The organism is Mesorhizobium sp. CAU 1732, from assembly GCF_039888675.1.
Taxonomy (GTDB): Bacteria; Pseudomonadota; Alphaproteobacteria; order Rhizobiales; family Rhizobiaceae; genus Aerobium.
Map to the genome: position 1 here is coordinate 2,733,328 of NZ_JBDQQR010000001.1, position 22,948 is coordinate 2,756,275.

20 protein-coding genes are annotated in these 22,948 nt (G+C 63.4%); 8 read left to right on the top strand and 12 right to left on the bottom strand.

The window, feature by feature from the left end; all coding sequences use genetic code 11:
* Positions 1-72: 72 nt before the first annotated feature.
* Together AAFN55_RS13325 and AAFN55_RS13330 are read right to left on the bottom strand one after the other, a co-directional pair.
* The gene (locus tag AAFN55_RS13325) at positions 73-954 is read right to left on the bottom strand and encodes an NAD(P)-dependent oxidoreductase (protein ID WP_347799320.1); all 882 of its coding nucleotides are present in this window, start codon (positions 952-954) and stop codon (positions 73-75) included.
* The gene (locus AAFN55_RS13330; RefSeq protein ID WP_347799321.1) at positions 951-2,681 is read right to left on the bottom strand and encodes an FAD-dependent oxidoreductase; all 1,731 of its coding nucleotides are present in this window, start codon (positions 2,679-2,681) and stop codon (positions 951-953) included. Before AAFN55_RS13330 ends, AAFN55_RS13325 begins: the two co-directional genes overlap by 4 nt.
* Positions 2,682-2,824: 143 nt before the next feature.
* On the opposite strand from AAFN55_RS13330, the gene AAFN55_RS13335 reads away from it, so the two are divergent.
* From AAFN55_RS13335 to AAFN55_RS13360, 6 genes are read left to right on the top strand one after another with little or no spacing between them, the layout of a single operon-like run.
* The gene (locus AAFN55_RS13335; protein ID WP_347799322.1) at positions 2,825-3,913 is read left to right on the top strand and encodes a Gfo/Idh/MocA family oxidoreductase; all 1,089 of its coding nucleotides are present in this window, start codon (positions 2,825-2,827) and stop codon (positions 3,911-3,913) included.
* On the top strand, positions 3,910-4,746 hold the full coding sequence (locus AAFN55_RS13340; RefSeq protein WP_347799323.1) for an IclR family transcriptional regulator: 837 nt from the start codon (positions 3,910-3,912) through the stop codon (positions 4,744-4,746). The genes AAFN55_RS13335 and AAFN55_RS13340 overlap by 4 nt, the downstream gene beginning before the upstream one ends.
* A gap of 58 nt (positions 4,747-4,804) precedes the next feature.
* Entirely contained in the window at positions 4,805-6,538 is a 1,734-nt protein-coding gene (locus AAFN55_RS13345) for an FAD-dependent oxidoreductase (protein ID WP_347799324.1), read from the top strand.
* The gene (locus AAFN55_RS13350; protein WP_347799325.1) at positions 6,535-7,146 is read left to right on the top strand and encodes an NIPSNAP family protein; all 612 of its coding nucleotides are present in this window, start codon (positions 6,535-6,537) and stop codon (positions 7,144-7,146) included. Before AAFN55_RS13345 ends, AAFN55_RS13350 begins: the two co-directional genes overlap by 4 nt.
* Positions 7,147-7,153: 7 nt before the next feature.
* Positions 7,154-7,975: a TIM barrel protein gene (locus AAFN55_RS13355; protein ID WP_347799326.1), complete on the top strand. Its 822-nt coding sequence runs from the start codon at positions 7,154-7,156 to the stop codon at positions 7,973-7,975.
* Positions 7,976-8,004: 29 nt separating this feature from the next.
* Entirely contained in the window at positions 8,005-8,937 is a 933-nt protein-coding gene (locus tag AAFN55_RS13360; protein ID WP_347799327.1) for a LysR family transcriptional regulator, read from the top strand.
* A 110-nt stretch (positions 8,938-9,047) separates the two neighbouring features.
* Here the strand turns inward: AAFN55_RS13360 and AAFN55_RS13365 are convergent, their stop codons facing one another.
* The 10 genes from AAFN55_RS13365 to tssH all read right to left on the bottom strand — a co-directional run bounded on the left by AAFN55_RS13365 (position 9,048) and on the right by tssH (position 20,999).
* Entirely contained in the window at positions 9,048-9,401 is a 354-nt protein-coding gene (locus tag AAFN55_RS13365) for a hypothetical protein (RefSeq protein ID WP_347799328.1), read from the bottom strand.
* A gap of 38 nt (positions 9,402-9,439) precedes the next feature.
* A complete protein-coding gene (locus tag AAFN55_RS13370; RefSeq protein ID WP_347799329.1) occupies positions 9,440-10,549 on the bottom strand; it encodes a hypothetical protein in 1,110 nt (369 codons plus the stop codon).
* A 724-nt stretch (positions 10,550-11,273) separates the two neighbouring features.
* The gene (locus AAFN55_RS13375; protein ID WP_347799330.1) at positions 11,274-12,320 is read right to left on the bottom strand and encodes a DUF2169 domain-containing protein; all 1,047 of its coding nucleotides are present in this window, start codon (positions 12,318-12,320) and stop codon (positions 11,274-11,276) included.
* 26 nt (positions 12,321-12,346) lie between these two features.
* Complete coding sequence (locus tag AAFN55_RS13380) at positions 12,347-13,117, bottom strand: GAD-like domain-containing protein (RefSeq protein WP_347799331.1); 771 nt, start codon at positions 13,115-13,117, stop codon at positions 12,347-12,349.
* 12 nt (positions 13,118-13,129) lie between these two features.
* Entirely contained in the window at positions 13,130-14,197 is a 1,068-nt protein-coding gene (locus AAFN55_RS13385) for a polymorphic toxin type 15 domain-containing protein (protein ID WP_347799332.1), read from the bottom strand.
* A complete protein-coding gene (locus tag AAFN55_RS13390; RefSeq protein ID WP_347799333.1) occupies positions 14,194-14,691 on the bottom strand; it encodes a DUF4150 domain-containing protein in 498 nt (165 codons plus the stop codon). Before AAFN55_RS13390 ends, AAFN55_RS13385 begins: the two co-directional genes overlap by 4 nt.
* A 10-nt stretch (positions 14,692-14,701) precedes the next feature.
* Positions 14,702-16,924 (bottom strand): type VI secretion system tip protein TssI/VgrG, encoded by a 2,223-nt coding sequence (gene tssI, locus AAFN55_RS13395; protein ID WP_347799334.1) that lies wholly within the window; start codon positions 16,922-16,924, stop codon positions 14,702-14,704.
* Between the two features lie 106 nt (positions 16,925-17,030).
* A complete protein-coding gene (locus tag AAFN55_RS13400; protein ID WP_347799335.1) occupies positions 17,031-17,594 on the bottom strand; it encodes a hypothetical protein in 564 nt (187 codons plus the stop codon).
* A gap of 121 nt (positions 17,595-17,715) precedes the next feature.
* Positions 17,716-18,192, bottom strand: a complete 477-nt coding sequence (locus tag AAFN55_RS13405; protein ID WP_347799336.1) for a type VI secretion system tube protein Hcp — start codon at positions 18,190-18,192, stop codon at positions 17,716-17,718.
* A 44-nt stretch (positions 18,193-18,236) separates the two neighbouring features.
* Positions 18,237-20,999 carry a type VI secretion system ATPase TssH gene (gene tssH, locus AAFN55_RS13410; protein WP_347799337.1) on the bottom strand — a complete coding sequence of 921 codons (2,763 nt, stop codon included), beginning with the start codon at positions 20,997-20,999 and terminating at the stop codon, positions 18,237-18,239.
* A gap of 225 nt (positions 21,000-21,224) precedes the next feature.
* Between tssH and tssA the strand changes: the two genes are divergently transcribed.
* Positions 21,225-22,295 carry a type VI secretion system protein TssA gene (gene tssA / locus AAFN55_RS13415; protein ID WP_347799338.1) on the top strand — a complete coding sequence of 357 codons (1,071 nt, stop codon included), beginning with the start codon at positions 21,225-21,227 and terminating at the stop codon, positions 22,293-22,295.
* A gap of 114 nt (positions 22,296-22,409) precedes the next feature.
* Positions 22,410-22,925, top strand: a complete 516-nt coding sequence (gene tssB, locus AAFN55_RS13420) for a type VI secretion system contractile sheath small subunit (RefSeq protein WP_347799339.1) — start codon at positions 22,410-22,412, stop codon at positions 22,923-22,925.
* Positions 22,926-22,948 lie beyond the last annotated feature (23 nt).

Consider the following 22,948-nt stretch of genomic DNA (forward strand, 5'->3'; position numbering starts at 1 on the left):
GTACCGTGGATGCCGGCGAAGGAACCACGCGCCGCACAGCCCGGAAATAGACGATGGGCTCGATTCATTGGACTATTTTGCATGCTGGCCGCTCCCCAGCGACGCAAGCGACTGGGCGATTCCCTCGGCCAGCCTCGTCACCGGATGATCGCCGAGACCGGCAGGCACCGGGCTCGACGACAGGTCGGCCGGAATGCGCAGTGGCGGCCCGTCGATGCCGATGTCGGTCCAACCGGTTTGGCGCGCCAGTTCGGTCGTGAAGGCGGTCATCTCCTGCGTGTCGCCGGCCATGGTCAGCACCTCTGCCCCGGAAGGCGGGGTGTCGATCGCCGCGGCAAGCAGGCGGGCGACGTCGCCGACATGGACGAAGCCGACCCGGCCCGAGAAACGGATCGTGGCGGGCTCACGGTTCAGCGAGGCGGCAATCGCGATCGACGGTCCGGCTGCAATGCCCGAACTGATGCCGGGGCCGTAGACGATGTATGGCCTCAGCCCGAGACTGGGCACGCCGTGGTCCCTCGCATAGACGCGGGCCGCGCCTTCGACCGCCAGCTTCGTGGTGCCGTAGATCGTCATCGGGCGGGGATTGATCGCGTCATCGGGACCGAACACGCCCGCCGTGCTGAGCCAGGCGACCGGCAGGCGTCGGGCTTTCGCCGCCTCGAACACGTTGAGGCTGCCGATGACATTCACCCGCGCTGCAAGCAGCGGATCGCGCGCGCAGTCGACCGTCATCAGCCCGGCCAGATGCACGATGCCGTCGCAGCCGTCGCTCGCGCTCGCCACGGCCGCCGTGTCGGTGACGTCGCCGGAGAGGATTTCGACCTCGGCCGGCAGGACGCCCTGCCTCGGCTTCAGGTCCAGCACGCGAACGGTGTGGCCGGCGGCGATCAGCGCCGCGATGGTGGGCTGGCCGATGAAACCCGTTCCGCCGGTGACGAGGACCCTGCTCATGCCGCGATGTCCTTTCGTGCGCCGTTGGCGCGGGCCGCCGCATGGCGTGCTGCGATCGCGCCGAACACGATCGCCGGACCAACGGTGATGCCGGGACCGGGATAGACCCCGCCCATGACGGACTGGAGGTCGTTGCCGCAGGCGTAGAGCCCCTCGATGACCGACCCATCCTTGCGCAACAGCCGTGCCTGCGCATCGCCGACGAGGCCCATGGCCGAGCCGATATCGCCGGGCCATAGCTTGACGGCATAGTATGGTGCGGTCTCCAGCTTGCCGAGTGTTGGATTGGGCGTGTGGGAGGGGTCTCCGTTCGCCTTTTCATAGGTCGTCGTGCCGCGCTGGAAATCCGCGTCCGTGCCGGTTGCCGCGTAGGTGTTCATCCGTGCGACCGAGTCCGCCAGTCCGGCGGCGTCGATGCCGAGCTTCGCGGCCAGTTCGTCGAGCGTCGCGCCCTCGGTGAGGTAGCCGTCGGCGAGGAACGGCCGGATATCCGCGCCGCCCGGCCGGATCATCCCCATGCCGTATTTCGCCAGCGCCGTCGCATCCGCGATCAGGAAGGCGGGAATGTGCGAGCCGTCCTCGTTGGCGGCGAACTGCGCGGAAGCGAAGAGATGATAGCTGGTCGATTCATTGACGAAGCGGCGTCCGTCGCGCCCGACCGATATGATGCCGGGCTTCGAGCGGTCGAAGACGAAATGCGGGAAGACCGCCATCGACCCGTCCTTGCGGCGCCTGTGCGAGCAGGGCGCCCAGAAGCAGGGCTGCGCCGACGTGTCGTTGTGATAGGCGCCGAGACCGAAGACGAGATCGTGCAGCGCGCCGGTATGACCGGGCGCAGATGGGCTGAACTCCGGCACCGGGTCGGGCAGCTTCTCCTGCCGCATCGTGGGGTGGCGCGAGAAGCCGCCGGACGCCAGCACGACGCCGCCGGCGACCGCGATCTCACGCTCGGTCGCACCGTGGCGCAAGGTCACGGACGTCACGCCGGCACTGTCCGCCCCGATGGCGATCGTCTCGGTCTCGGTAACGATGTCGACGCCCAGACGTCTCGCCGTGATCAGCATGCGCCCGATCAGCGCGTTGCCCATCAGGAGCCGTGCATCGCGGCCCTGGCGCAACCTGGACCAATAATAGCGCGCGATGATCTTCGCGGAGTAGAGCGTGGATGTGAGCGACTTCCCGATCTTCATCAGATGGGGAATGTCGTCGCGGTCGACCATCATCCCGCCGAGGATCGTGAATTCGGGGATCGGCGGACGAACGAGCCGCAAATCCTTGCCGAGTTCCGCCGCCTCATATGGCAATGGCTCCAGCGCGCGGCCGAACGATGTGGATCCTTCCAGTTCGGAGAGGTAATCGGGATGGAACGGCCGGGGGCGGAATTTCACGTCCGTGCGTGCCTCCAGTGCATCCACGACGGCCGGACCGGCTGCAAGGAAGGCGTCGCGCATCGCGCGCGGCGACCGGTTGCCGACCGCGCGATCGAGATAGTCGGAGACCTTTTCGAAGCTGTCGTCCGCGCCGATGGCACGGGAATGCCGGGTCAGCGGTATCCATGTCGTGGCGGCCGACCAGGCCGACGTGCCGCCAAGATATTCGGTGCGCTCGACGAGAAGAACCTTGGCTCCTTCGAGTGCTGCGAACACGGCGGCGGACATCCCGCCCGAGCCGGCGCCCAGCACGACGACATCATAGCTTTTCGCGACATCGGCCAGCGAACGGTGCATTCACAACCTCCCACAAGGCACGGCTCTCCCGGGCCGGCGAGGGCACTATTGCAAAAAGTGGAATGACATTCAACAATAAAAACTGCTTCCGTTTAATGTGGATTCTGCTAAGCCTGTGGCATGCGCATCGGAGGAGGGGTCGCATGGCTGAAACCATAGACATCGCGGTAATTGGTGCGGGTGCCATCGGGCGCACCCATATCGACACACTGGCCCGTATGCCGGGGCTTCGGCTGTCCGCGCTGGTCGATCCCGCGCCCACAGCGGTCGCGATGGCGGATGCGCTCGGCGTGCCGTGCCTGCCCGATACGGAATCACTCATCGCCTCGGGCCTCGCGCGTGCCGTCATCGTCGCGACGCCGAACGAGACACATCTGCCTGTCTCGGAGGCGCTTCTGCGCGCCGGCCTTCCGGTTCTTCTGGAAAAGCCCGTCGCCGACAGTCTCGCTTCGGCGCTGCGGCTGATCGCGGTCGCGGAGGAGACGGGCGTGCCCGTACTCGTCGGGCATCATCGCCGCCACAATCCGATCATCCGCGCCGCGAAGGAGGCGGTGCGTTCAGGCCGGATCGGCGATCTTGTGATGGCGACCGTCACCTGTTCGCTTGCCAAGCCCGCCTCCTATTTCAGCGCCGATTGGCGGAGGAAGCCCGGTGCGGGCGGGCCGCTGCTGATCAATCTCGTTCATGAGATCGATCTTCTCAGGCACTTCTTCGGCGAGATCGCCAGCGTGCAGGCCATATCCTCGAATGCTGTCCGGGGGTTCGAGGTCGAGGACAGCGCCGCCGTGTGCCTGACCTTCGCGAGCGGAGGCCTGGCGACGCTCTGCATCTCGGATTCCGCGGTCGGCCCATGGGCCTGGGACCTGTCGGCGGGCGAGAACATGGAGCGCTTTCCCGCGCATCGCGTCACGGCGCATCATTATGCCGGAAGCCGCGGCGGGCTGTCCCTTCCCGACCTCTCTCTCTGGCAGCCGCAAGGCGAGCCCGACTGGACGAAGGAACTGCGCGTCGAACGCCTGCCGGTCGTGCATGGCGATCCCTATGAGGCGCAACTGGCGCATTTCGCGGATCTGGTCAGCGGCAAGGACGTTTCCCCGCTTGTGTCGCTGCGCGACGCGACGACGAACCTGATCGTTCTCGACGCCATCGGTGATGCGGCGGCGGGTGGTGTGCGCGTCGACGTCGATCTTCAGAAACTGGACGGTTCTTCCAGCACTGGAATCGCCGCATGAGCAGCGTTCTCGAAAAATCGATTGCGATCATCGAACTGTTGGCCAACCATCCGGCCGGCGTGCCCGTCTCCACGATCGCCGCTGCGATCGAGCAGCCCGTGTCCGGCGTCCATCGCACGCTGCAGGAACTGTCGCGGCTCGGCTATGTGCGTCAGGTCCAGGCGCAGGGCGACTATGCGCTGACCATCAAGCTGCCGGCCATGGGGCTGGGCTTTCTGGCGAGAGCCGGGATCACCGACGTGACGCAGCCCGTTCTGGACGCGCTGGCGGCGGATAGCGGCGAACTCATCCGGTTGTCCGTGATCGATGGCGACGATTTGATCTGGGTCGCCGTCGCACAGGGCGCAACGCGGGGCCTGCGCTACGATCCGGGCCAGGAGCAGGGCGTGGTCGTCCACCTCGCCAGCTCTGCCGGGGGCCAGGCCTGGCTTGCCGAGATGAGCGATGAAGAGGCTTTAGCGCGGGTTTCGGCGCAGGGGCTCATCCTCGATTCGGAAATTGCCGGACCGAACGTACCGCGCAGCCTGACCTCCCTGCTCAAGCAGATGGCCGAGGCGCGAGACCGGGGCTATGCCATAGCCGTCGACAGCTACATCGCAGGCATGGCCGCGATGGCCGTGCCGGTTCGCTACCATGGCGGCGGTCCGGTCATCGGATGTCTGTCGATCGCCGGTCCGGCGGTCCGCATGACGGCCGAGAGGATGGCGATCCTCGCACCACGTCTGCAGGCGGCGGCGCACGAGCTGGGCGAGGCCGCAGAGGGCTCGCAATATTTTCAGTCGAAGGTGCGGGCACTCGACCCGGCCCCCGCGACGGAGCGCACGCAGGCATGACATGCTTGATGCTTCGGCACGCGGAAGGCCGCGCATACGCCCGCGGGCAGGAATGATGGTGAAGCAGCCTGTCCGCGAAATCGCGTGCGACGTATTGGTGATCGGTTCGGGCGCGTCGGGTCTCTCCGCCGCGGTCACGGCCGCGCATTTTGGCCTGAAAGTCGTGGTCGCCGAAAAGGCTCCGATGTTCGGCGGCACCTCCGCATGGTCGGGCGGCTGGCTCTGGATCCCGCGCAATCCGCTGGCGCGCGCGGCAGGCATCGATGAGCCGGTCGAAGGTCCGATGGAGTATCTGCGCAGCGAGCTCGGCAACCGCGCGGGCGATCCAAGGCTGCCGGTCTTCCTTGCCAACGGCCCGGAAATGGTGAGTTTCTTCCATGATCACAGCGCGATGCGGTGGATCGACGGCAACCGCATCCCGGATTTTCACGAGACGCCCGGCGCGAAGACGGGTGGTCGGTCGATTTCCGTCCAGCCTTATGATGGGCGCGGACTCGGGCAATGGCTGCGCAAACTCCGGCCGCCGCTCGACGTGGTCAGCCTCTGGGGCATGGGACTCGCCAGCGGTGCCGACATGGCGCATTTCTTCAAGGCGTCCCGTCGTCCGGGCTCGGCCATCTACGCCGCCGGGCGGATCGCGCGGCATGTGCTGGACATGGCGCTGCACCGGCGCGGGATGCATCTCGTCAACGGCAACGCGCTGGTGGCACGGCTGATGCGCTCGGCGCTCGACAAGGGCGTCACCCTTCTGGACAGCGCCCCGGCGACGGCTCTTCTGCGCGACGGTGAGCGCGTCGTGGGCGCGAGCCTGGCAAGGCCGGGCGGAGAGACGCGGGTCCGGGCGACGCGCGGCGTCGTGCTGGCCGCCGGCGGCTTTCCCCACGATCCCGAGCGTCTTGAGATGCTGGCCCCGCAAGCGGGAGGCAGCAGCCATCGATCCGCCGCGCCGCGCGAGAACACGGGCGACGGCATCCGGCTGGGCGAGGGCGCCGGCGGCATGCTGGCGCAGGACCTCGTCTCGAACGTCGCGCTGGCACCGGTCTCTCTGGTGCCGCGCGCCGATGGTTCGACGGCCCATTTCCCGCATTTGATCGAGCGGGCCAAGCCCGGCATCATCGCGGTGACGCCCCAGGGCCGGCGCTTCGTTTCGGAAGCGGATAGCTACCACGATTTCATGCAGGCCCTGATCGCCGTCACGCCGGCAGGCCAGCCGCCCTTCTGCTGGCTGATCGCCGACCACCGCGCGCAGCGGCGCTGGGGCCTCGGCTGGTCGAAGCCATTTCCGTTTCCGCTCGGCCCGGCGGTCCGCTCCGGTTACCTGAAGCGGGGGCGGACGCTTTTTGATCTCGCACAGGCCTGCGGCATTCCGGCGGACGTGCTGGCCGACACGGTGGCGAGGTTCAACGCCGATGCGGCCAAGGGGCGCGACACCGAATTTCATCGCGGCGAGAGCGCCTACAACCGCGTGCAGGGCGATGCCGACAACCAGCCCAACCCATCGCTGGCGCCGCTCGATCGCGGGCCATTCTATGCGGTGCGGATCGAACCCGGCTCGCTGGGCACGTTTGCCGGTCTGACGACCGATCCCTCGACCCGGGTGCTCGATGCAGGCGGCCAGCCCATTCCGGGGCTCCATGCCATCGGCAACGACATGGCGTCCGTCATGGGCGGCAACTATCCGTCGGGCGGCATCACGCTCGGTCCGGCAATGACTTTCGGCTACATCGCCGGCCGCATTCTGGCCGGCCAGCCCGTTACGGGCATCGATACCCAACAGGAGGAAACGGCATGAGCTATTACGAACTCGCAACGCTCGACACGGTGATCTTCGGGGCCGGCAAGGCCACGCCGGGTATCGAGGCATGGGTCGGCGCAGGGCAGGGCAGGCTGGCCGGTGCATGGGCGACCGATATCGGCACGCTGAACCGCATTTTCGTGCTGCGCGCCTTCGACGATCTCGCGCAGATGATGGAGGAACGCGAGCGCGCGCTGCGCAGCGACGATCCGTTCGGCTGCACCGAGCATCTCGTCGCACTCAGCATGGAAAGCTACCGGGCGCTGGACTTCCTCCCGCCTGTCGAGGCGGGGACGTTTGGACCCGTCTACGAATTCCGCACCTACCGGACGCGGATCAACGGCATCGTGCCGACGATGGAGAAATGGCGTGTCGCCGTGCCGGAGCGCGAGGCCTATTCGAAGCTCACGGTCGCCATGTACGGTCTCGACGGCGCGCCGCGACTGACGCAGATCTGGCCCTATGAAAGCCTCGCCGCGCGCTCCGAGGCGCGGGCGAAGTCGGTGGCGGACGGCAAATGGCCACCGAAGGGCGGGCCCGACTGGCTGAGCCCCGACATGACCAGCCAGATCGCCGTACCGCTGCCCTTTTCGCCGCTGAAGTGAGGCCGGCATGACGCATCCGCTTTCGCTTGCCTTTCTGACAACCTTCGACGTGGGTCCGGTCGAGGCGGTGAAGATCGCCGCCGCCGCCGGCTATGCGATGGTGGGGCTGCGCATTCTTCCCGCTGCCGCCGGCGGCGAGCCGGACTATCCCCTGCTCACCGACGACAGGCTCCTGGGCGAGGTGAAGGCCGCGCTCTCCGATACCGGCGTGACGATCGGCGATATCGAGATCATCCGGCTGAAACCCGAGAATGACTGGGATCTCTTCGACCGGTTCTGCGACCGTTGCGCGGCGCTCGGGGCACGCCATGTGCTGGTGGCGGGAGACGACACCGACCACGCCCGGCTGACGGCGAGCTTCGCACGGTTCTGCGATCTCGCGGCATCGCGGGGGCTGACTGCCGATCTGGAATTCATGCCCTGGACGGCGGTGCCGGACCTGAAAGCCGCGCTCACGATCGTCGAGGCCGCCGATCGGGAAAATGGCGGCGTGCTGGTCGATGCGCTGCATTACGACCGGTCGTCGACGACGCTGGAGCAGATTGCGAACCTGCCGCGTCACCGCGTAAACTACGTCCAGTTCTGCGACGGCGAGGTCCCATACGATAAATCGGACGAGGGGCTGATCCGCATCGCGCGCGGCGAGCGGCTGTTTCCCGGACTGGGCGGGATCGACATGGACGGGCTCGCACGCGCGATTCCCGACGGCGTGACGATCAGCGTCGAGGTTCCGCATCGGGCGCTTGCACAAAAGATGGACGGGCTGGGCCGCGCCGCCATGGCCCATGCCGCGACCATGGCCATTCTTCGGGGGGCCGGTCGCACCTGAAACGCGGCGCGTCGGGGAGGTTGGCCGCCATGAAGGAACTGACGCTGCGCCAAGTCGAGGTGATCCGCGCCGTGATGATGGCGGGCACGATCCAGGGCGCGGCCAAACTCCTGAACGTCTCCGCGCCGGGCATTTCCCGGCTGGTGAAACACACCGAGGACACGCTCGGGATTCGTCTGTTCGAGCGCAAGGCCGGCCTCTTCGTGCCGGCCGCCGAGGCGACGGCGATCTTCGAGATGGTGCATCGGGTGCACCGCCAGATGGAGAATTTGAACACGGCCGTCGCCTCGCTGCGCAAGGGCGAGGACGTCCGGCTGTCCTTCGCCTCGGCGCCGTCGATCGCGCAGTTCATCGCGGCGCGCGCGATCCGCGGCATACGGCACCGCTTCCCGGACGTGTTCATCGACCTGAACATCCTCAAGATCGAGGAGACGGCCGACTATCTCCTGCTGGAGCGCGGCGAGTTCGTGATCATGAGCTCGGCCATCGAGAATTTCGCGCTCGACAGCACGCCGCTGGCGCATGGGCGGCTTGTCGCGATCGTGCCGGATCAGCACAGGCTGGCCGCAAAGCCTGCGATCTCGGTTCACGATCTCGCGCGCGAGGATCTGGTCGGCGTCGATCCGGGCGATCCTTATGGCGCGGCGCTGGCGAGGCCGTTCGAGCAGGCGGGGATCAGCCCGCGCTATGCGATGCGCGGGCGATTTGCGCAGACGGTGGTCAGCCTGGTGCGGCATGGCCTGGGGGTGGCAATCATCGACGAGTTCTCCGTCGCCGAGGTCTACATGCCCGGCCTGACGCGCCGGCCGCTGGTCGAAAGCGCGCAGATCACCGCGTGGGTGGTAAGCAAGAAGGGCCGCCAGATGTCCTCCTTCGCCGAACACGCGGTCGGCCAGTTCCGCCGCGAACTGACCAAGGCCGTCCAGCGCGAGGACTGGGACAAGGTGACTGGGGACGACTGATCGTCAAGCCGTGCCGGCTTCGGGTGAGAGGTTCAGGTCCTTCGAATGCTCGTGGAGTTCTTCACGAGCCGATCAGCCGCGCGAGTTTGCCTGCCGACCAAAGTGCACATTCACTCGAAGGTCAGCCAGGGTTCGCCCTGGACTAGCCGGCCGCCATGGTCGCAGGCGGCGCCCATCCGCGCGATCTTCTTTCCGCCGATCCGCGCAACGGACATAAGCCCGATACTGTCGGCTCCGATCACAGTCGAATATTCCAGAAGGAATCCGCGATAATCGTCAGGGATGTTCGTCCCGACGAGTCGTTCGATTTCAGCGATCTCTTCCGCGGTGCTCGGCTGAAAGTAAGCCGAGCACAACTCTTTCTGGCCACTCCACATCTGGAGAACCTTGAGATTTAGAGCTTCAGATCCATTATCGTACCTGTCGTTGTCTGCTGAGGCTTCCGATGCCGGAGAAAGGCTCATGCAGCTTCCTGCTCAGCGGAGCGGGAAAGCGGGTCGGGTCAAAGATCGAACCCCTTGAATTCCCGTTCCAGAAGTTCATGCGGTATTTGGATTCCGCGCCAGCCGCTGCCGTCTCGAATTTGCACGCCGTGCTTCGCGTCGAAATAGTAGAGCACGTCGGCAACAGCCTGCACCTTAAGCGGAACAGGAACATTAGGGTTGATCGATGGATCGAGCAGCGGCTTCATCGGAGTAAGCATGTGGCCGTCGAAACGGCGAGGGCCATTGTCTGCCGCCACGATCAACTCGCCTGCGAACCAGGCGGAGGAAAAAAGGGTTTCATCGTCGCCGTGAAAGCCCATCTTCTCGAAATCGCCCTGTGGCGTTCCCCGCATGATCAGGCCGGCGTGTCCTGTGAGCCAGACGCGGCCCTTGGGATCGAGGTAGAGGTTCTGAATCGAGATGTCTTCCGGAACGGATAGATCCGTCAGCTCCCCCCCAGAATAACGATGTAGCTTCTGGATGCGGGTGCGAGTCGATGTCTCCTCGCGCTGCTGTTTCATCATCCGCATGAAGTCTTCTGGGGTGACATTCTCCCATTCGCCGGCTGAGAGCCCGGCCGCGCCGGGCTTGCTATAAGGGCGCTCGAAGCCTGTTATCATCAGGTCTCCGTCGGCAAGCGCAATGACTTCTCCAAAATGCTCGGCTTCATAGCCATTGCGCTTCGCTTTGTCGCCCGAAAGACGGCGCCATGGGCGGAGGCCGTCACGCTCGTAAAGCTGCCGGCTTTCGCCGACCACAGACTGTTTCGTTCCATCGACAGCTAGGGAATGCACTGCGCCAAGTCCCGTCGCGTCTTCGCTCAAGACGCCTGCGCCATCGATCTTCGACCTATCGACCGTGCCTCCCTCCAGAAGAACATAGACGTCGCCTTCGTTGCTGAGCGCGGTCGGCGCAGCCCTGTCCTGCCCGGCCACCTCGAGATATGCGACGTCAACGATTTCGCGCTGCACATCGGTCCTGCGCCACGGCTGGGAGAAACTACCGTCGTAGGAGATGATCGCAGTGAAGGGGTCATCGTATTCCAGTTCGCCCCAGCACATGGTGAAACGTTCAGCATCGAGCGCGCTTGCCGCCTGCATGGTTGGTTTCCAGTCCGCGTCGCTCATCAGTAATGTCCTTGTTCGAGAACCGTCTTCGCATCCCCCGTGGGGAGGGGCTGCTCCTTGATGCGGCCCGGCGCGGAAAAACCCGTGTGCATGAAAACCTGTGTCGTCGCCATAGTCTCCGCCAGAGCCTTGCATTCAGGGGGCAAGTCGGGAATTTCCTGTATGAGACGAGCAGGCTGTCGGCAAGGATGGCGCCCATAGGGGCCGTTCCCGGCACGGGACTGGGACAAGGTGACTGGGGACGACTGATCGTCAAGCCACGCCGGCTTCGGGTGAGAGGTTAGGTCCTTCCAATGCTCGCCCGGCGATGCGTGGCGTATACCGCGCGTGCCGGTTTGCATCATGCGGTAAAGAACCGTCGGCTTTGCCTCTTCCGGCGAGGCACCCAGGCGAAACTCCGAGGAATCGCCAGCATATCGATCCTGAAGTTCTTGCGATGCACTTTCAGGGAGCGGGTTACCCGGACGTCTTCAGCGGGCCCTAGATGTTTCTCCACCGCCTTGGGCGTCATTCGAAGGCGATAGGCCCTACGGATTTGTACGGAACGATCTCTAAATTCATCGTCTGCTCCCTTGAGTCTTATCGGCAGCTTCGAGACACGCGGCATAGGCAACGGCATCTTCAGGGATGCTGACTAATTCGAATCCCGCAATGCCGGGCTCGATGTTGCCGAACGGAGCACCGCCATCTCTCCCGTGCGGAATGAGGATCATGTTGATGGTTCTTAGGTAGTGATAAGGCCGCTTTCCGGATCGGCGAGGAATAGATCGACCTTGAAGAATTCCGGGTTGATTTCCATCCAGCCCCGCCACGTAAGATCAACCCGCCATGGCGGGCCTTTACGCAGGTCGAGATGCAAGCCATCGAGGTTGAGGCGCATGCTCACCTCTTTGCCGTCACTCCAAAGGAACTTCGCACAGGGCAGAGCATTTGGAAGGTTGAAACGATGAACCTCGCCTCCCGGCGTCAAGCCGGCGAACGTGACCTGTTCGTCGCCTCGCAGGTAGCCGGGATAGATCAGGGCCGGGTGCGCGGTCTGATAAAAACGGTAGTCGAAGTTCTCCGGCAGTTTTGGATGCCGTTTTTCCAGCCACGCATCGTCGTAAGTACCAGCATGTTGCAGTCGAAACCGCCAGGAAGGCGGTACGGGCGCCATACCTTGCGGTTCGACCTCGGCGAACGGATCATTAACTGGGTAATTTTCGCTATCGATCGCCGGCGCGCGAAAGCGTCTGTCCATCGGCGTATATCGCGGGTGGAGAATTCCCGGCCCAAGTGGATTGAAATGACTGACGCCGCGATCCGGATCACCGATGATGCTGCCGCCAGACGCATTCAGATAGTCAAGCGGCATGGATTCGACGGGGCGAGCGTCGGTGAGTTTCCATGATGGGCTTGCACCCTTGCGTCCCGTTGCTTCCCATTCGCGGGGTCCGCTGCAGCGCAGGATATGCTTGAGCTCGCCTACCTTGATACCGCATTCCCAGCGCGCCGATTTTTCGTGCCCCGGCGGATAAGTACTGCCTACGACGGTGATGTCGGCAGATGGCTTGAACGGGACAAGGTCGCTGGTGCGCACCAACGCGGTATCCTGTGAACTGCCGGCATATTCGTCCGCAAAGACCAGTTCCTGGTGATCGGAGAGTGAAAGGCTTCCGGAATCGGATAGTTCGTAAACTCCGCGAACCGCCACCGCGGCCATGGTCGTGCCGTCCCGATGCCACTGCTCGAATGCGATGGCAGAAAACGGAGTAGTGTTGTCATGAAGCATGGAGCGCCTTGGTCGGCAGCGACACGTTATTGCGGTCCGATGGGGCGTATGTCGGTCAGTTGACCGAAGCCCGGTTGCCCGTGCGCAGGTGGCTCGAAGCGACGCAGGATTGGTGTCTGGATCGAGGCCAATAACATGAGGTGCTCGAGCACCGGGACCCGTTGCAGGTTAATGGCGCTGTTTTCCCCGCCCAGGCTCAGTGCCGGAAAGAAGCCGTAGATCTCATCCCGATCCAGTTCGCCGAGGCGGGCGATGGCCTTGGGAAGCATGTCGTCGCCCGAACTGTCGGTATGCGCCTTCCCATAATTCTTGCCGGTAGGGATGTGTCCTTCGATATCGGTTATGATGATGAAAGATTCATCTATGGGTACACCGGCGATCTCGTTGAAATCTTCATGCTTCTGCTCGATCACATAGTTATGTGTCCAGTAAAGCCGCATGACGCGGTAGCCGCCGAGCCATATGTACATCGTTCCGAACGCATCGTAGGCGTAGACCACCATCTCGTCGGGGTCGAATTCGAGGTCGCCCATAAAAGCCGTTTCGACGACCGGCTGAAGAAGCGCCGGATCGCATAGCCAGAACTTGCCCGAGTTCCAGCTTCCCCATCCGTGCTCCAGCCAAAGGCGGATCAGGATATCGGGAACGCGTCCGCGATAGGTTTCAGCATATGCTTTATCGGCAAGCCTGGCGTCTTTGGGAGCGCCACGCTGGAGGATGAGGATCTCATACCATTCCTCCGCGGTGAAGTATTTCCGTTCCTTGAATATCTTGTCCAGTTCGTCGAGCCGCGACATACGACATTTCCTTTATCTTGGCTGGCCCGGCATTCCAGGAACGCTGGCGCAGACATTCATAGATACCTGTACGGACGGGCAACCGTTCGCAGCCTGTTCCCGCGCATGCTGCACCAAACGCGCTTCCCTATCCTGCCATTGCCGTCCCATCGAGCTGTTTTCGTTAAGGCCGCCCATACGATCCTCGAGCGGAATGCCCGGGTCGGCAACCGATGCATAGTGTCCGCCGGCAATCATGTCAGGATTGTGCAAGGCTGCCAGCCCCGACATATGATCGGCAAGCGCGGCTTCCCAATTCCGTCCGTGCTCCAGCCTGAATCTCATCGTGACAGACGCTTCGTATTCTGCCCGCGTCTGATGTTGCAACGGGTCTGACAGAGCCCGCATGCCCGCCGGGTCGAGCCTGTACGCTGTATGGTTCGCCAGCATCTGCTGCGGGGTCATCCGGTTAAGGGCAGCTTCCTGGAGCTTCATCTGGCGCACGAACTCGTCCAACTTGATGAGGGGGCTGCGCGGCATGAAGCATATGTGATGGACCTTGCAGCGCGGTTGCGTCACGCGCGGTCCGGGAAGCGGTATGGGAAGAGGACGCGGCTCAGGATCGGGATCTTCCGTCGGCGGGCGTTCCAATAGGTCCTGCACTTCGCGTTCGGCTTGGGCGACGGCCTCCGGTGTCGTCGGCGGCGCGAACGCGACCGCATTGTCGACCGCCTGATCGTACATTGCGTCGGGCATCACGACGCCGGGATTCTGAAGAACGTGGTTCTTCTGCTGCAGCGCCAAGTGGAAAGCCAGGTTGTCGGCGCTTACCCCGGAGGCTCCTGCGGCGGCATTGACCCACTCCATCTGTCCCGGTGAAAGCACTTCGCTGGGGATCGGTAGCTCCGATCCCTCACCTGCGGGGCTCGAATAGAGCAGAGTGGAAAAGAAGACGGTAACCGGATTCGAAGCTCTCGCTATCCAGGTCGGAAAGCGTGAAACCCGGTTCTTGCCCCACTCAAAGCCCTTTTGCTGCCAGAAATCGAGAACTTCTCCAGCAGTGGGATAGTTGATGCCGGCGGTTGCAGAAGAAAAACTCACCCGGCGTCATCCTTGGCTGGCGCATCTCCTGTCGACGCTTCAGTCGGGCTTTCAAGCGGCGGGTTGTTGTAGAGATTCACCGCATGGGTCGGCTCGCGGACCTCGACCGATTTCAGGTAATAGAGCTTCCCGACCGTATTGCGGTTGTTCATCCACCACTCGTGGGCGTGCATGATCGCTGGTTTCCCCTCGATACGCACCGACTTCGAGTGGTCCTTCGGATGACAAGCCGCACCGACGGTGCCTGACTTCACGCCGCCCGCGGTGCCGGGCGAGTCGCCCTGCGTACGCGTGATGACCGAACCGAGATTGTGAGACCGTTGCCCGGTCATGCGCACTGTGGCGGCCGTGTTTGCGTCGTCGTCCTGCTTTGCGAACACGGAGTAGGGAACCGGTACAACTGAACTGCCTATCGGCGTCTTGCAGACGTCGGGTGTCAGAGAAATCACTATGCCGTCGCCGGTGTCGCGACTACCTTCCCTCGATGCGGTCATCTCGTGGTCCTCAGTTCAGATCGATGTCTTTGCCGTTGATTTGAACGTGACCGGTCGCGGAAAAGTTGAATTTCGTCCCGATGATGGTCACGTTCCCATCGCTGTCCATCACAAATTTGGACTTACCGGCATTGATGATGAACTCTTTTCCGACATGCACAGTCATGGTGTGACCGACGGACGTGTTCTTGTAGACGCCGATCTGTTCCGTACGCGCGACGCCAACAGTGTCCGAGCGGAACTTCTCCACCATCGTGGTCAGGATGCCACCCAATGGCATGAGCTTTGACAGCAGGCCGCCAAGCGCGCCGGCTGTCGAAGCCTGTTCCGCGCCCCCTTTCGTGGAGAAATTGCCCGCGCGATTAAAGTCACCGTTCGCCTTGAGCGAGAAGGCTTCCGCAGCAGCACCGACGGCAGCAACGGATTTGACGAACTGCGACAAGCCCTTGTCGCCGATGGCAGCAGAACCGGCGAGGCTGTCTTGCCCCCCAGCCGCTACGATGCCGCCAAGAACTCCAAGAAGGGGCATGCCGGAACCACCGCCGATTGCGAGGTTCATTGAACCACCGACTTTTTCCTGACGGTTTCCGCCGACTTCCACAGAGCTGTTGGAGCCGATGCTTTCGACCTCGTTGGCATCCACCCGTTTTGCGCGATTGTTCAGAACCTTGATGGATTGATCCTTCTGGGCATGGATGAAAAGATTCTCTTTGCCGGAATCGTCTTCGAGCGAAATCTCGTTATACCCGCTGCCCTTATGCGTGTTGGAGCGCAGGACCATGCGGGTCTTGTTGGCCGGCAGGTCGTAGGGCACGCCATTGTCGGGATTGGGCACGACGCCGGTGACGAGCGGACGGTCGGGGTCGCCGTCGACGAAGGCGACCATGACCTCCATGCCGATGCGGGGAATGACCTGTCCGCCCCAGCTTCCGCCGGCCCAACTCTGCGCCACGCGCACCCAGCAGGTGTCCGTGCCGTCCTTCTTCGCGCGGCGGTCCCACGGGAACCACAGCTTGATGCGGCCATACTGGTCAGGGTGGATTTCCTCGCCGGAGGGGCCGGCCACGATCGCGACCTGGGTGCCTTCGATGCGCGGGCGCCGGGTCGCGCGGTGCGGCGTCAGCGCGACGCTCGAGGGAACCGCCTCGAACACGTTCGTGTATTCGAGACCATCGGCGTTGGTCTCATAGGATCGGTCCGTGATCACGTGCTTCACGGATGCCATGACGTGCTCGTCGAAGACGGCATCGGGGTTCGCGACGTCATAGGGCGTGAAACGCCGCCCTGCTTCGACGATGCGCACCGTCGACTGGCCCGAGACACGCAGATGGTCCGCCTCACTCGACTGCATGCGCAGCTTTTCGGCGCGCTCGGCGGCTTCCATGGAGGACGCGCGCGCGGGGTATTCGTAGAGTTCGCGCTTGATGGCATCGGGCATCTGCACCAGCGACGGCGTGGTGGAGATGGGCACGATCTTCGGCGTCTCGAAGTTCCAGTCCGCGCCGGCGCGCTGGCCGGGGACGTATGAGAAACGACGGCTCCATTCGGTGATGTGGTTGCGGTCGGTCGAGCCGTGAGAGAAGCGGACCTTGCCTTCGCCCTGCGCCGATGGCGAGGGGCCTGCCCATGAACCGGCGTTGTCGGCGACGTGCAGCCGATGGCTACCTTCCTCATGGCTGAACCAGAAAAACAGGCCGTCTTCCTCGAAGCGGCGCAGGAGGTAGTCGAGGTCCGTCTCGTTCCACTGCACCGAATAGTGCTGAACGGGCGGCGGCGAGATGACGCCCGAGACATCCGGCGACGGCAGGCCATGCTCTGACAGGAGATCCTGCACGATGTCGATCGCCGTCTTGTCCATCCAGATGCGGCAGTCGGATCGACGCGACAGCAGCCACAGTTGCGGCCGCAAGACAAGCATGTAGGACCGCATGCCGCGCGTGACGGGCGGACCCTCGCTGAGTTCGGTCACGAGCCCGTTGAACGGTCGCCTGATGCCGTCGCCATCCTCGCCCTGGCTGACCTCCAGCGAAAGATCGACGAGGCGCCCGATGAGTTCGTCCGGCTTGACGTCGTCGCGCTTCGCCCGTGCCGAGATGGTGATCTCGAAGAGTTGCGACACGCCTTCGCTGATCGAGGCGCGTTCCGGCAGGAGCTGGTCGTCACCGAGCGGTGACGACACTTTCAGAATGCGGTTCGCCTGGATGAAATCGGCGGCCGGTGGCAGGTCGTTCATCGGGCCTCACTTCCGCGCACGTGCGTCTCCGGTGACTGTGAATGTCGCATAAGCTCTCGAGTCGAAGGCTGCGCCGCCATGTCGTCTCTCGCTGCCTCGCGCGTCTTCAGCGTGGTGCCGGCGACTGGTTTCTCCAGATTTCGAGCATTTCACCGACGCTCTTCTGTCGCTGGCCGATCAGGAAGGCGCGCTGGGGTGAATGCGATCGGTTCAGCGGCGTGGCGAACGACTGCGGCCCATACAAAAGCGTGTCCGTAAGGATTTCTTTGATGTCGTCGTGGGTGGGGACGGTGCCGAGAAGATGGGTCGTGCCGCCCATGTAGACCGTGTTGCCCATCGATTTTGCGGTCGTGTAGTTGACCTGCACGACGAATACGTCGTGACGTTTCTCGAACAGCGTATCGCTGATCTTGCTGTGGTTCTGTCGCAGCCAGCGGCTCAGGGCCACGGTCAACGCACGTTCGTTCAGCGCAAGGGATGCAGCCTGCACGACGGCGGCGACACCGCCACCCGTCGCGTTTCTGGCGCCAACCTGCCGCGGACCGCTGCGATATTGCATGTAGTCGAAAGTCTGGGGGCGTCCCCCAAGGCCTTTGACCTCGGGAAGCAGTTCCGATTGAAGGGCAGGGCGCAGAAAAAGCCCGCCCCACGATACGTTGAAATTCGGCATCACAACCTCGATGAGCAGCGCCCGTATCGACGTGGGCACACAGTGACCGCGTTCGAAACAAGCTCGATGAAAACCTGGGTCGGGGCGCCTCCGGAAAGAAACGCCCCGATAGAAGCAGGGATCAAGCGGCCTTGGTCGTAGCCAGATCGTAAGAGGCAATCATCGGCGACTGCGCCGCGTTGTCGTCGCCACTCGGGGTGTACTTGACTTCCATCTTGGTGAAGTTGAGCCGGATCGTCTCGATCGGACGGTCGCCGGTGGAGTCCACCGAATAGCTGGCGATCAGCGTGTTCGTCAGCGCGTACTCGATATAGGTTTCGCCCGGGCTGCCGGTCGTCACCAGATGGATGACGGCACGTTTGCCGGTACGGCCCGAGCACGCTTCCTGGAAAAGCTTGACGGACGAGGAGTCGCTGACCTTGGTGAGAACGACCTCGGAGACCGAAGGCTCGGAAGCCTCGCGGTTTGCTGCCGAACCGGCAGACGTGTTCATGTTACGGGTAACGTCCCAGTGGATCGCCTCGATGTCCATCCACTTGCGGTGCTGCTCCTGGGTCGCGTCGCCCTGAATGGTGTCGATCTGCAGATAAATCGGCATGCTGTGCACTCTCCTGTTTTAGTCGTTTCAATCGCCAAGTTGCATCAAGGCGTCTTCGCCTTTCGGGTGGATGCCGCATCCGGAGATGCATCTGTGTCGTCCGGAGCTGCCTTATTCGCCGGTTGCGTTTCCGCGTTGGCGAATTCCGTCTCGACCACGGGCTCGGCATGCGCGATGCGGAATCCCTGGTCGTCAAAGCCGATCTCGACGCGTTCGAACTTTCGCTGTTCGGTGACTGCGTCGAGGAAGAAGGTCGAAAGGATGGGCAGAAGATCACGCGCGATCATGCTTTCGATCGCGCGTGCGCCCAGTTCGCTGGTTCTTGCGCGCGCAACGAGCGCGTCGCGTGCTTCCGTGAGAAGCGCGAGTTGCGTGCCGTAGCTCGCTTGCATGCGATCGCCGATGCGCCCGATCTGGATGTCCACGATGCCCGACAGGGCGTCGGTTCCGAGCGGCATGAAGGGCAGGACGGTGGTGCGCCCGACGAAGGCCGGCTTGAACTGCTTTTGCAGTTCGGGCAGCAGCAGCTTCTCCAGCGCCTCGCCTTCCGGCATCGTGTCGGGGTCGGCGGACAGAGCGGCCAGCATCTCCGATCCCGTATTCGCGGTCATGAGAATGGTGGTGTTCTTGAAGTCGATGTCGCGGCCTTCGCCGTCGCGCAGCGTGCCCTTATCGAACACCTGATAGAAGATTTCCTGGACGCCCTGATGCGCCTTGTCGATTTCGTCGAGGAGCAGGACGCCATAGGGACGCCGGCGAACCGCCTCGGTCAGCACGCCGCCCTCGCCATAGCCGACATAGCCGGGCGGCGAGCCGAGAAGCATCGAGATCTTATGCTCCTCCTTGAACTCCGACATGTTGATCGTCGTCAGGTGCTGGCTGCCGCCATAGAGCATGTCGGCGAGCGCCAGCGCGGTCTCGGTCTTGCCCGTGCCCGACATGCCGACCAGCAGGAAGACCGCCGGAGGACGTCTCGGGTCCGACAGGCCGGCGCGGGCCGCGCGCATCGACGAGGCGATGCGGTCGATCGCGGCGTCCTGGCCGATGACCCGTTCCCTGAGACGTGCGTCCAGCGACTTGACGGCGTTGATCTGGTCCGAGAGCAGCTTGCCGACGGGAATGCCGGTCCACCGCGCGACCAGTGCCGCGATGACCGACCTGTCGACCACGCGCGGCACGAGCGCCGTTTCGCCGGCGGCGTCGGCCAGTTTCCGTTCGGCTGCCGCGAGCGCGGCGCGTGCGCCCTCGGCCGATGTGTTGGCGGGGAAGATCGCGACGTTGTCGGCGGATGCGTTCTGCGCGTCGCCATCGTCATCCTGCGGTGAAAGCATCGCTTCGATGCGATCGGCTTCCCGCACAAGCTGCATCTCTGCGTCGTAGCGCGCCGCGATGCCCTCGCGCTCGTTCTCGATCTGGGCGAGCCGTGTGTCGATCTGCATCGTGCGGGCACGATTGGTTTCGGTTGCGGGCTCCTTGCCCAGCCATTGCGCCTCGACGCGCAGCAATTCGCCTTCGTTTTCGAGCGTCTTGAGCGCCTCGGGCAAAGTCTGGCGTGCAAGCGCGACGGATGCCGCTGCCGTATCGATCAGGCTGATCGCCTTGTCCGGCAACTGCCTTGCCGGAATGTACCGCGCGGAAAGCTGAACCGCGGCCGCAAGTGCGTCGTCACGAACCTTGACGCCGTGATGGCGCGTGAAGGCATCGGCCACGCCGCGCAGCATCCGGATCGCGGTTTCCTCGTCCGGCTCGTCGACCTTGACGGTCTGGAACCGCCGCGTCAGGGCCGCGTCCTTCTCGATGTAGCGCTTGTATTCGCTCCAGGTCGTCGCGGCGACGGTCCGCAACTCGCCGCGCGCGAGCGACGGCTTCAAAATGTTCGCCGCATCGCCCTGTCCGGCCTGCCCGCCCGCACCGATCAGGCTGTGCGCCTCGTCGATGAACAGGATGATCGGGCGCGGGGATTTCTTCACCGCTTCCACGACGCCATGCAGCCTGCGTTCGAACTCGCCTTTCACGCCGGCGCCGGCCTGAAGAAGGCTGAGATCGAGCGAGAGAAGCCGCACGTCGGCCAGCATTTTGGGCACGCTGCCGGAGGCAATGGCAAGCGCGAGCGCTTCGGCGATGGCGGTCTTGCCGACGCCGGCCTCGCCCACGAGAATGGGATTGTTCTGGCGCCGCCGCATCAGCACGTCGATCACCTGGCGCAGCTCGCGGTCGCGGCCGATCACCGGATCGATGCGGCCCGCTCTGGCGTCCTCGGTCATGTCCTGCGTGTAGAGGCGCAGAAAATCATCGCTGCCCGCCGAGGGCGCGGCAGCCTGACCAAGAGGTGGGTGCGCGGGGGCCTCGTCGGCGGAGGCGGCAAGCAGGGCTTCCACCTTGCCGAGGTCCGCGTCGCGCAGCGACGGGAGCGCCGAACGGCCCAGCACGCGCAATGTCTGCTCGCTCGACAGGGCAATCAGGATATCGCCGGCCTGCACATGCTGCCGCCCGAACTGCAGCGATGCGACCAGCCATGCCTCGCGCGCCAGCGTCAGAGTATTTTGTGACAGGGTGAGAGAAGAGTTGTCGCCGCGCGGCAAGTCCTGAATCGCAGCATCGAGTTCCATCAGAATAGCGTCGATGCCGATTCCTGCGTCGGCAAATAACTTTGAAGGAGAATCGAGGTCTAGGAGGCAGCGAAGCCAGTGGAATATTTCGACGGTGGAATGGGAATATCGTGCCGCGAGGGACGCGGCGTTCTCAAGTGCGACCCGCGAGTCGGCGTCGAGCGTTCTCACGAGGCGGTTGAGATCGATGTTTGACATACTTTACGGGAAAGCCCGCCCCTGTTGAATACAACTGCCCGATACAACTCGAACGAGACTTAGGGCGTCCTGGTTGCATTGGATAGAAACGGCGTCATCACATTTTGTTACCGAGTGTGGCTGGTATTGTCGTGTTCTTGTCATGGGCTTGTCATAATTGACACCGCCTCTATGTAGGACGACAATGGATTGTTGAATGCTTGCTAGCAGCAACGTGGAGGCGCCGTGCTTCGGGAGCTTGATGATATTGCAAATAGACTGGAGGGCGATAGCCCGTGTGGTATTAATATCAGGAGCGATCCGAAATATAATGAAATATACTACAAAATAAAAGACGCCAGAAACTCAGCACGAAGCCTTGAACGTAACGTCACACCAGGCGAGCCGATGCGGCTCGCGTCTGAGTGGCACGATGTCAACAACTTCGGATTGCAGGTTCTGGGCGACGTCAGCAAGGACGTCGAAATCCTCGCCTGGGTGGCTGAGGCCCAGGTGCGGCTCAACGGTTTCGCCGGGCTTCGCGATCTATTCTCAGCCTGTTGTTCACTTTTTGAGGAACATTGGGACGATGTTCATTCTGTTGATACCAGCGATATCGAGGAAAAAGTGGCCCCGCTTGCCGGTCTCAACGGGGTGAGCGGCGAGGGAACGCTGATTCAGGCGATCCGGCTGGCGCCCCTGGTGCCCGGCGCCGGTTTCGCGCGCCTCACGCTCTGGGATTATCAGCTTGCGCAGCGCGCCGGCGAGAGCGAGCGCCGCGAGATGCTCTACGACGAGGCCGGCGAGGCGGGGATGTCCGCGATGACGGAACACCTTGCGGCGGTGACCGGATGCATCGACGCCTTCGATCGCCTCGTCGAAATCCTCGATGAGCGATGCGGCGATGCGGCTCCGCCGTCGTCGAACACTAGAAACGTCCTCCTTGAAGCGGCTGCCGCAATCCGCGTTCTGGCGGGTCTCCAGCCGGAGGACGAAGCCGCCTCCGCCGCTCCCGCGCTCGACATCTCCGGCGGTGCTGCGGCGCAGGAAGCCGGCCACACCGATGCGAACGGGCTCGACCGCACCCCTCGCGCGATCAATTCGCGGGACGAGGCGTTCGAGGTTCTTCTCTCGGTCGCGCGGTATTTCCGCCGCAGCGAACCGCATTCCCCGATCTCGATGTCGATCGAGACACTGGTGCGGCGCGGCCGCATGGATTTTTCGGAATTGCTTGCCGAGCTCCTGCCTGAACCCCAGGCGCGGAAATCGGTGCTTACCGCAGCAGGCATCCAGCCGAAGCCCGACGGCGGAGGGTGAGGCTCGCGCTGCTCGAACGACGCTGATGCGAAAGCCTCAGCCGCATCCGTAACAAGAATAATCCAGAAAACGCCATCCACGCAGATGGCCGACAGATGAAGGAGTTGATCGAAAATGGCCAGTGTTCATGAAAAACTGGAGAGGGTTCGCAAGCCTCGGGTCCACATCAAGTACGAGGTCGAAACCGAAGGCGCGATGGTCGTCAAGGAATTGCCGTTCGTCGTCGGCGTGCTTGGCGATTTCTCGGGCGATCCCACCCAACCGCTCAAGCCGTTCGGCGAGCGCAAGTTCGTGCAGATAGATCGTGACAATTTCGACGACGTCATGCGCCGCATGACGCCCGGTCTCAACATCTCGGTCGACAACACGCTTGAAGGCAACGGCACCGACATGGCCGTGTCGCTCAAGTTCGAAAGCCTCGAAGACTTCGAACCCGGCTCGGTGGTCAACCAGGTGCCGGCGCTCAAGGCGCTGCTCGATGCGAGAAACCAGCTTCGCGACCTGATGAGCAAGGCCGACCGGTCCGAGGATCTGGAACGGATGCTCGAGGATATCCTCCAGAACCAGGCGGATCTCGGCAAGCTCGTCAACGAGCTTCAGAGCCGCAGCAACGGCACCCCTGCCACCTGATCGATGTGACGGAAGGACGAAAC

Excerpts from the sequence above, each read along its gene's own strand:
- AAFN55_RS13375 (WP_347799330.1), bottom strand. The coding sequence starts at position 12,320 with ATGCTTCATGACAACACTACTCCGTTTTCTGCCATCGCATTCGAGCAG.
- AAFN55_RS13390 (WP_347799333.1), bottom strand. The coding sequence starts at position 14,691 with ATGACCGCATCGAGGGAAGGTAGTCGCGACACCGGCGACGGCATAGTG.
- AAFN55_RS13400 (WP_347799335.1), bottom strand. The coding sequence starts at position 17,594 with ATGCCGAATTTCAACGTATCGTGGGGCGGGCTTTTTCTGCGCCCTGCC.
- AAFN55_RS13325 (WP_347799320.1), bottom strand. The coding sequence starts at position 954 with ATGAGCAGGGTCCTCGTCACCGGCGGAACGGGTTTCATCGGCCAGCCC.
- tssI (WP_347799334.1), bottom strand. The coding sequence starts at position 16,924 with ATGAACGACCTGCCACCGGCCGCCGATTTCATCCAGGCGAACCGCATT.
- AAFN55_RS13360 (WP_347799327.1), top strand. The coding sequence starts at position 8,005 with ATGAAGGAACTGACGCTGCGCCAAGTCGAGGTGATCCGCGCCGTGATG.
- AAFN55_RS13365 (WP_347799328.1), bottom strand. The coding sequence starts at position 9,401 with ATGAGCCTTTCTCCGGCATCGGAAGCCTCAGCAGACAACGACAGGTAC.
- AAFN55_RS13355 (WP_347799326.1), top strand. The coding sequence starts at position 7,154 with ATGACGCATCCGCTTTCGCTTGCCTTTCTGACAACCTTCGACGTGGGT.
- AAFN55_RS13380 (WP_347799331.1), bottom strand. The coding sequence starts at position 13,117 with ATGTCGCGGCTCGACGAACTGGACAAGATATTCAAGGAACGGAAATAC.
- AAFN55_RS13340 (WP_347799323.1), top strand. The coding sequence starts at position 3,910 with ATGAGCAGCGTTCTCGAAAAATCGATTGCGATCATCGAACTGTTGGCC.
- AAFN55_RS13330 (WP_347799321.1), bottom strand. The coding sequence starts at position 2,681 with ATGCACCGTTCGCTGGCCGATGTCGCGAAAAGCTATGATGTCGTCGTG.
- AAFN55_RS13405 (WP_347799336.1), bottom strand. The coding sequence starts at position 18,192 with ATGCCGATTTATCTGCAGATCGACACCATTCAGGGCGACGCGACCCAG.
- AAFN55_RS13335 (WP_347799322.1), top strand. The coding sequence starts at position 2,825 with ATGGCTGAAACCATAGACATCGCGGTAATTGGTGCGGGTGCCATCGGG.
- AAFN55_RS13350 (WP_347799325.1), top strand. The coding sequence starts at position 6,535 with ATGAGCTATTACGAACTCGCAACGCTCGACACGGTGATCTTCGGGGCC.
- tssH (WP_347799337.1), bottom strand. The coding sequence starts at position 20,999 with ATGTCAAACATCGATCTCAACCGCCTCGTGAGAACGCTCGACGCCGAC.
- tssB (WP_347799339.1), top strand. The coding sequence starts at position 22,410 with ATGGCCAGTGTTCATGAAAAACTGGAGAGGGTTCGCAAGCCTCGGGTC.
- AAFN55_RS13370 (WP_347799329.1), bottom strand. The coding sequence starts at position 10,549 with ATGAGCGACGCGGACTGGAAACCAACCATGCAGGCGGCAAGCGCGCTC.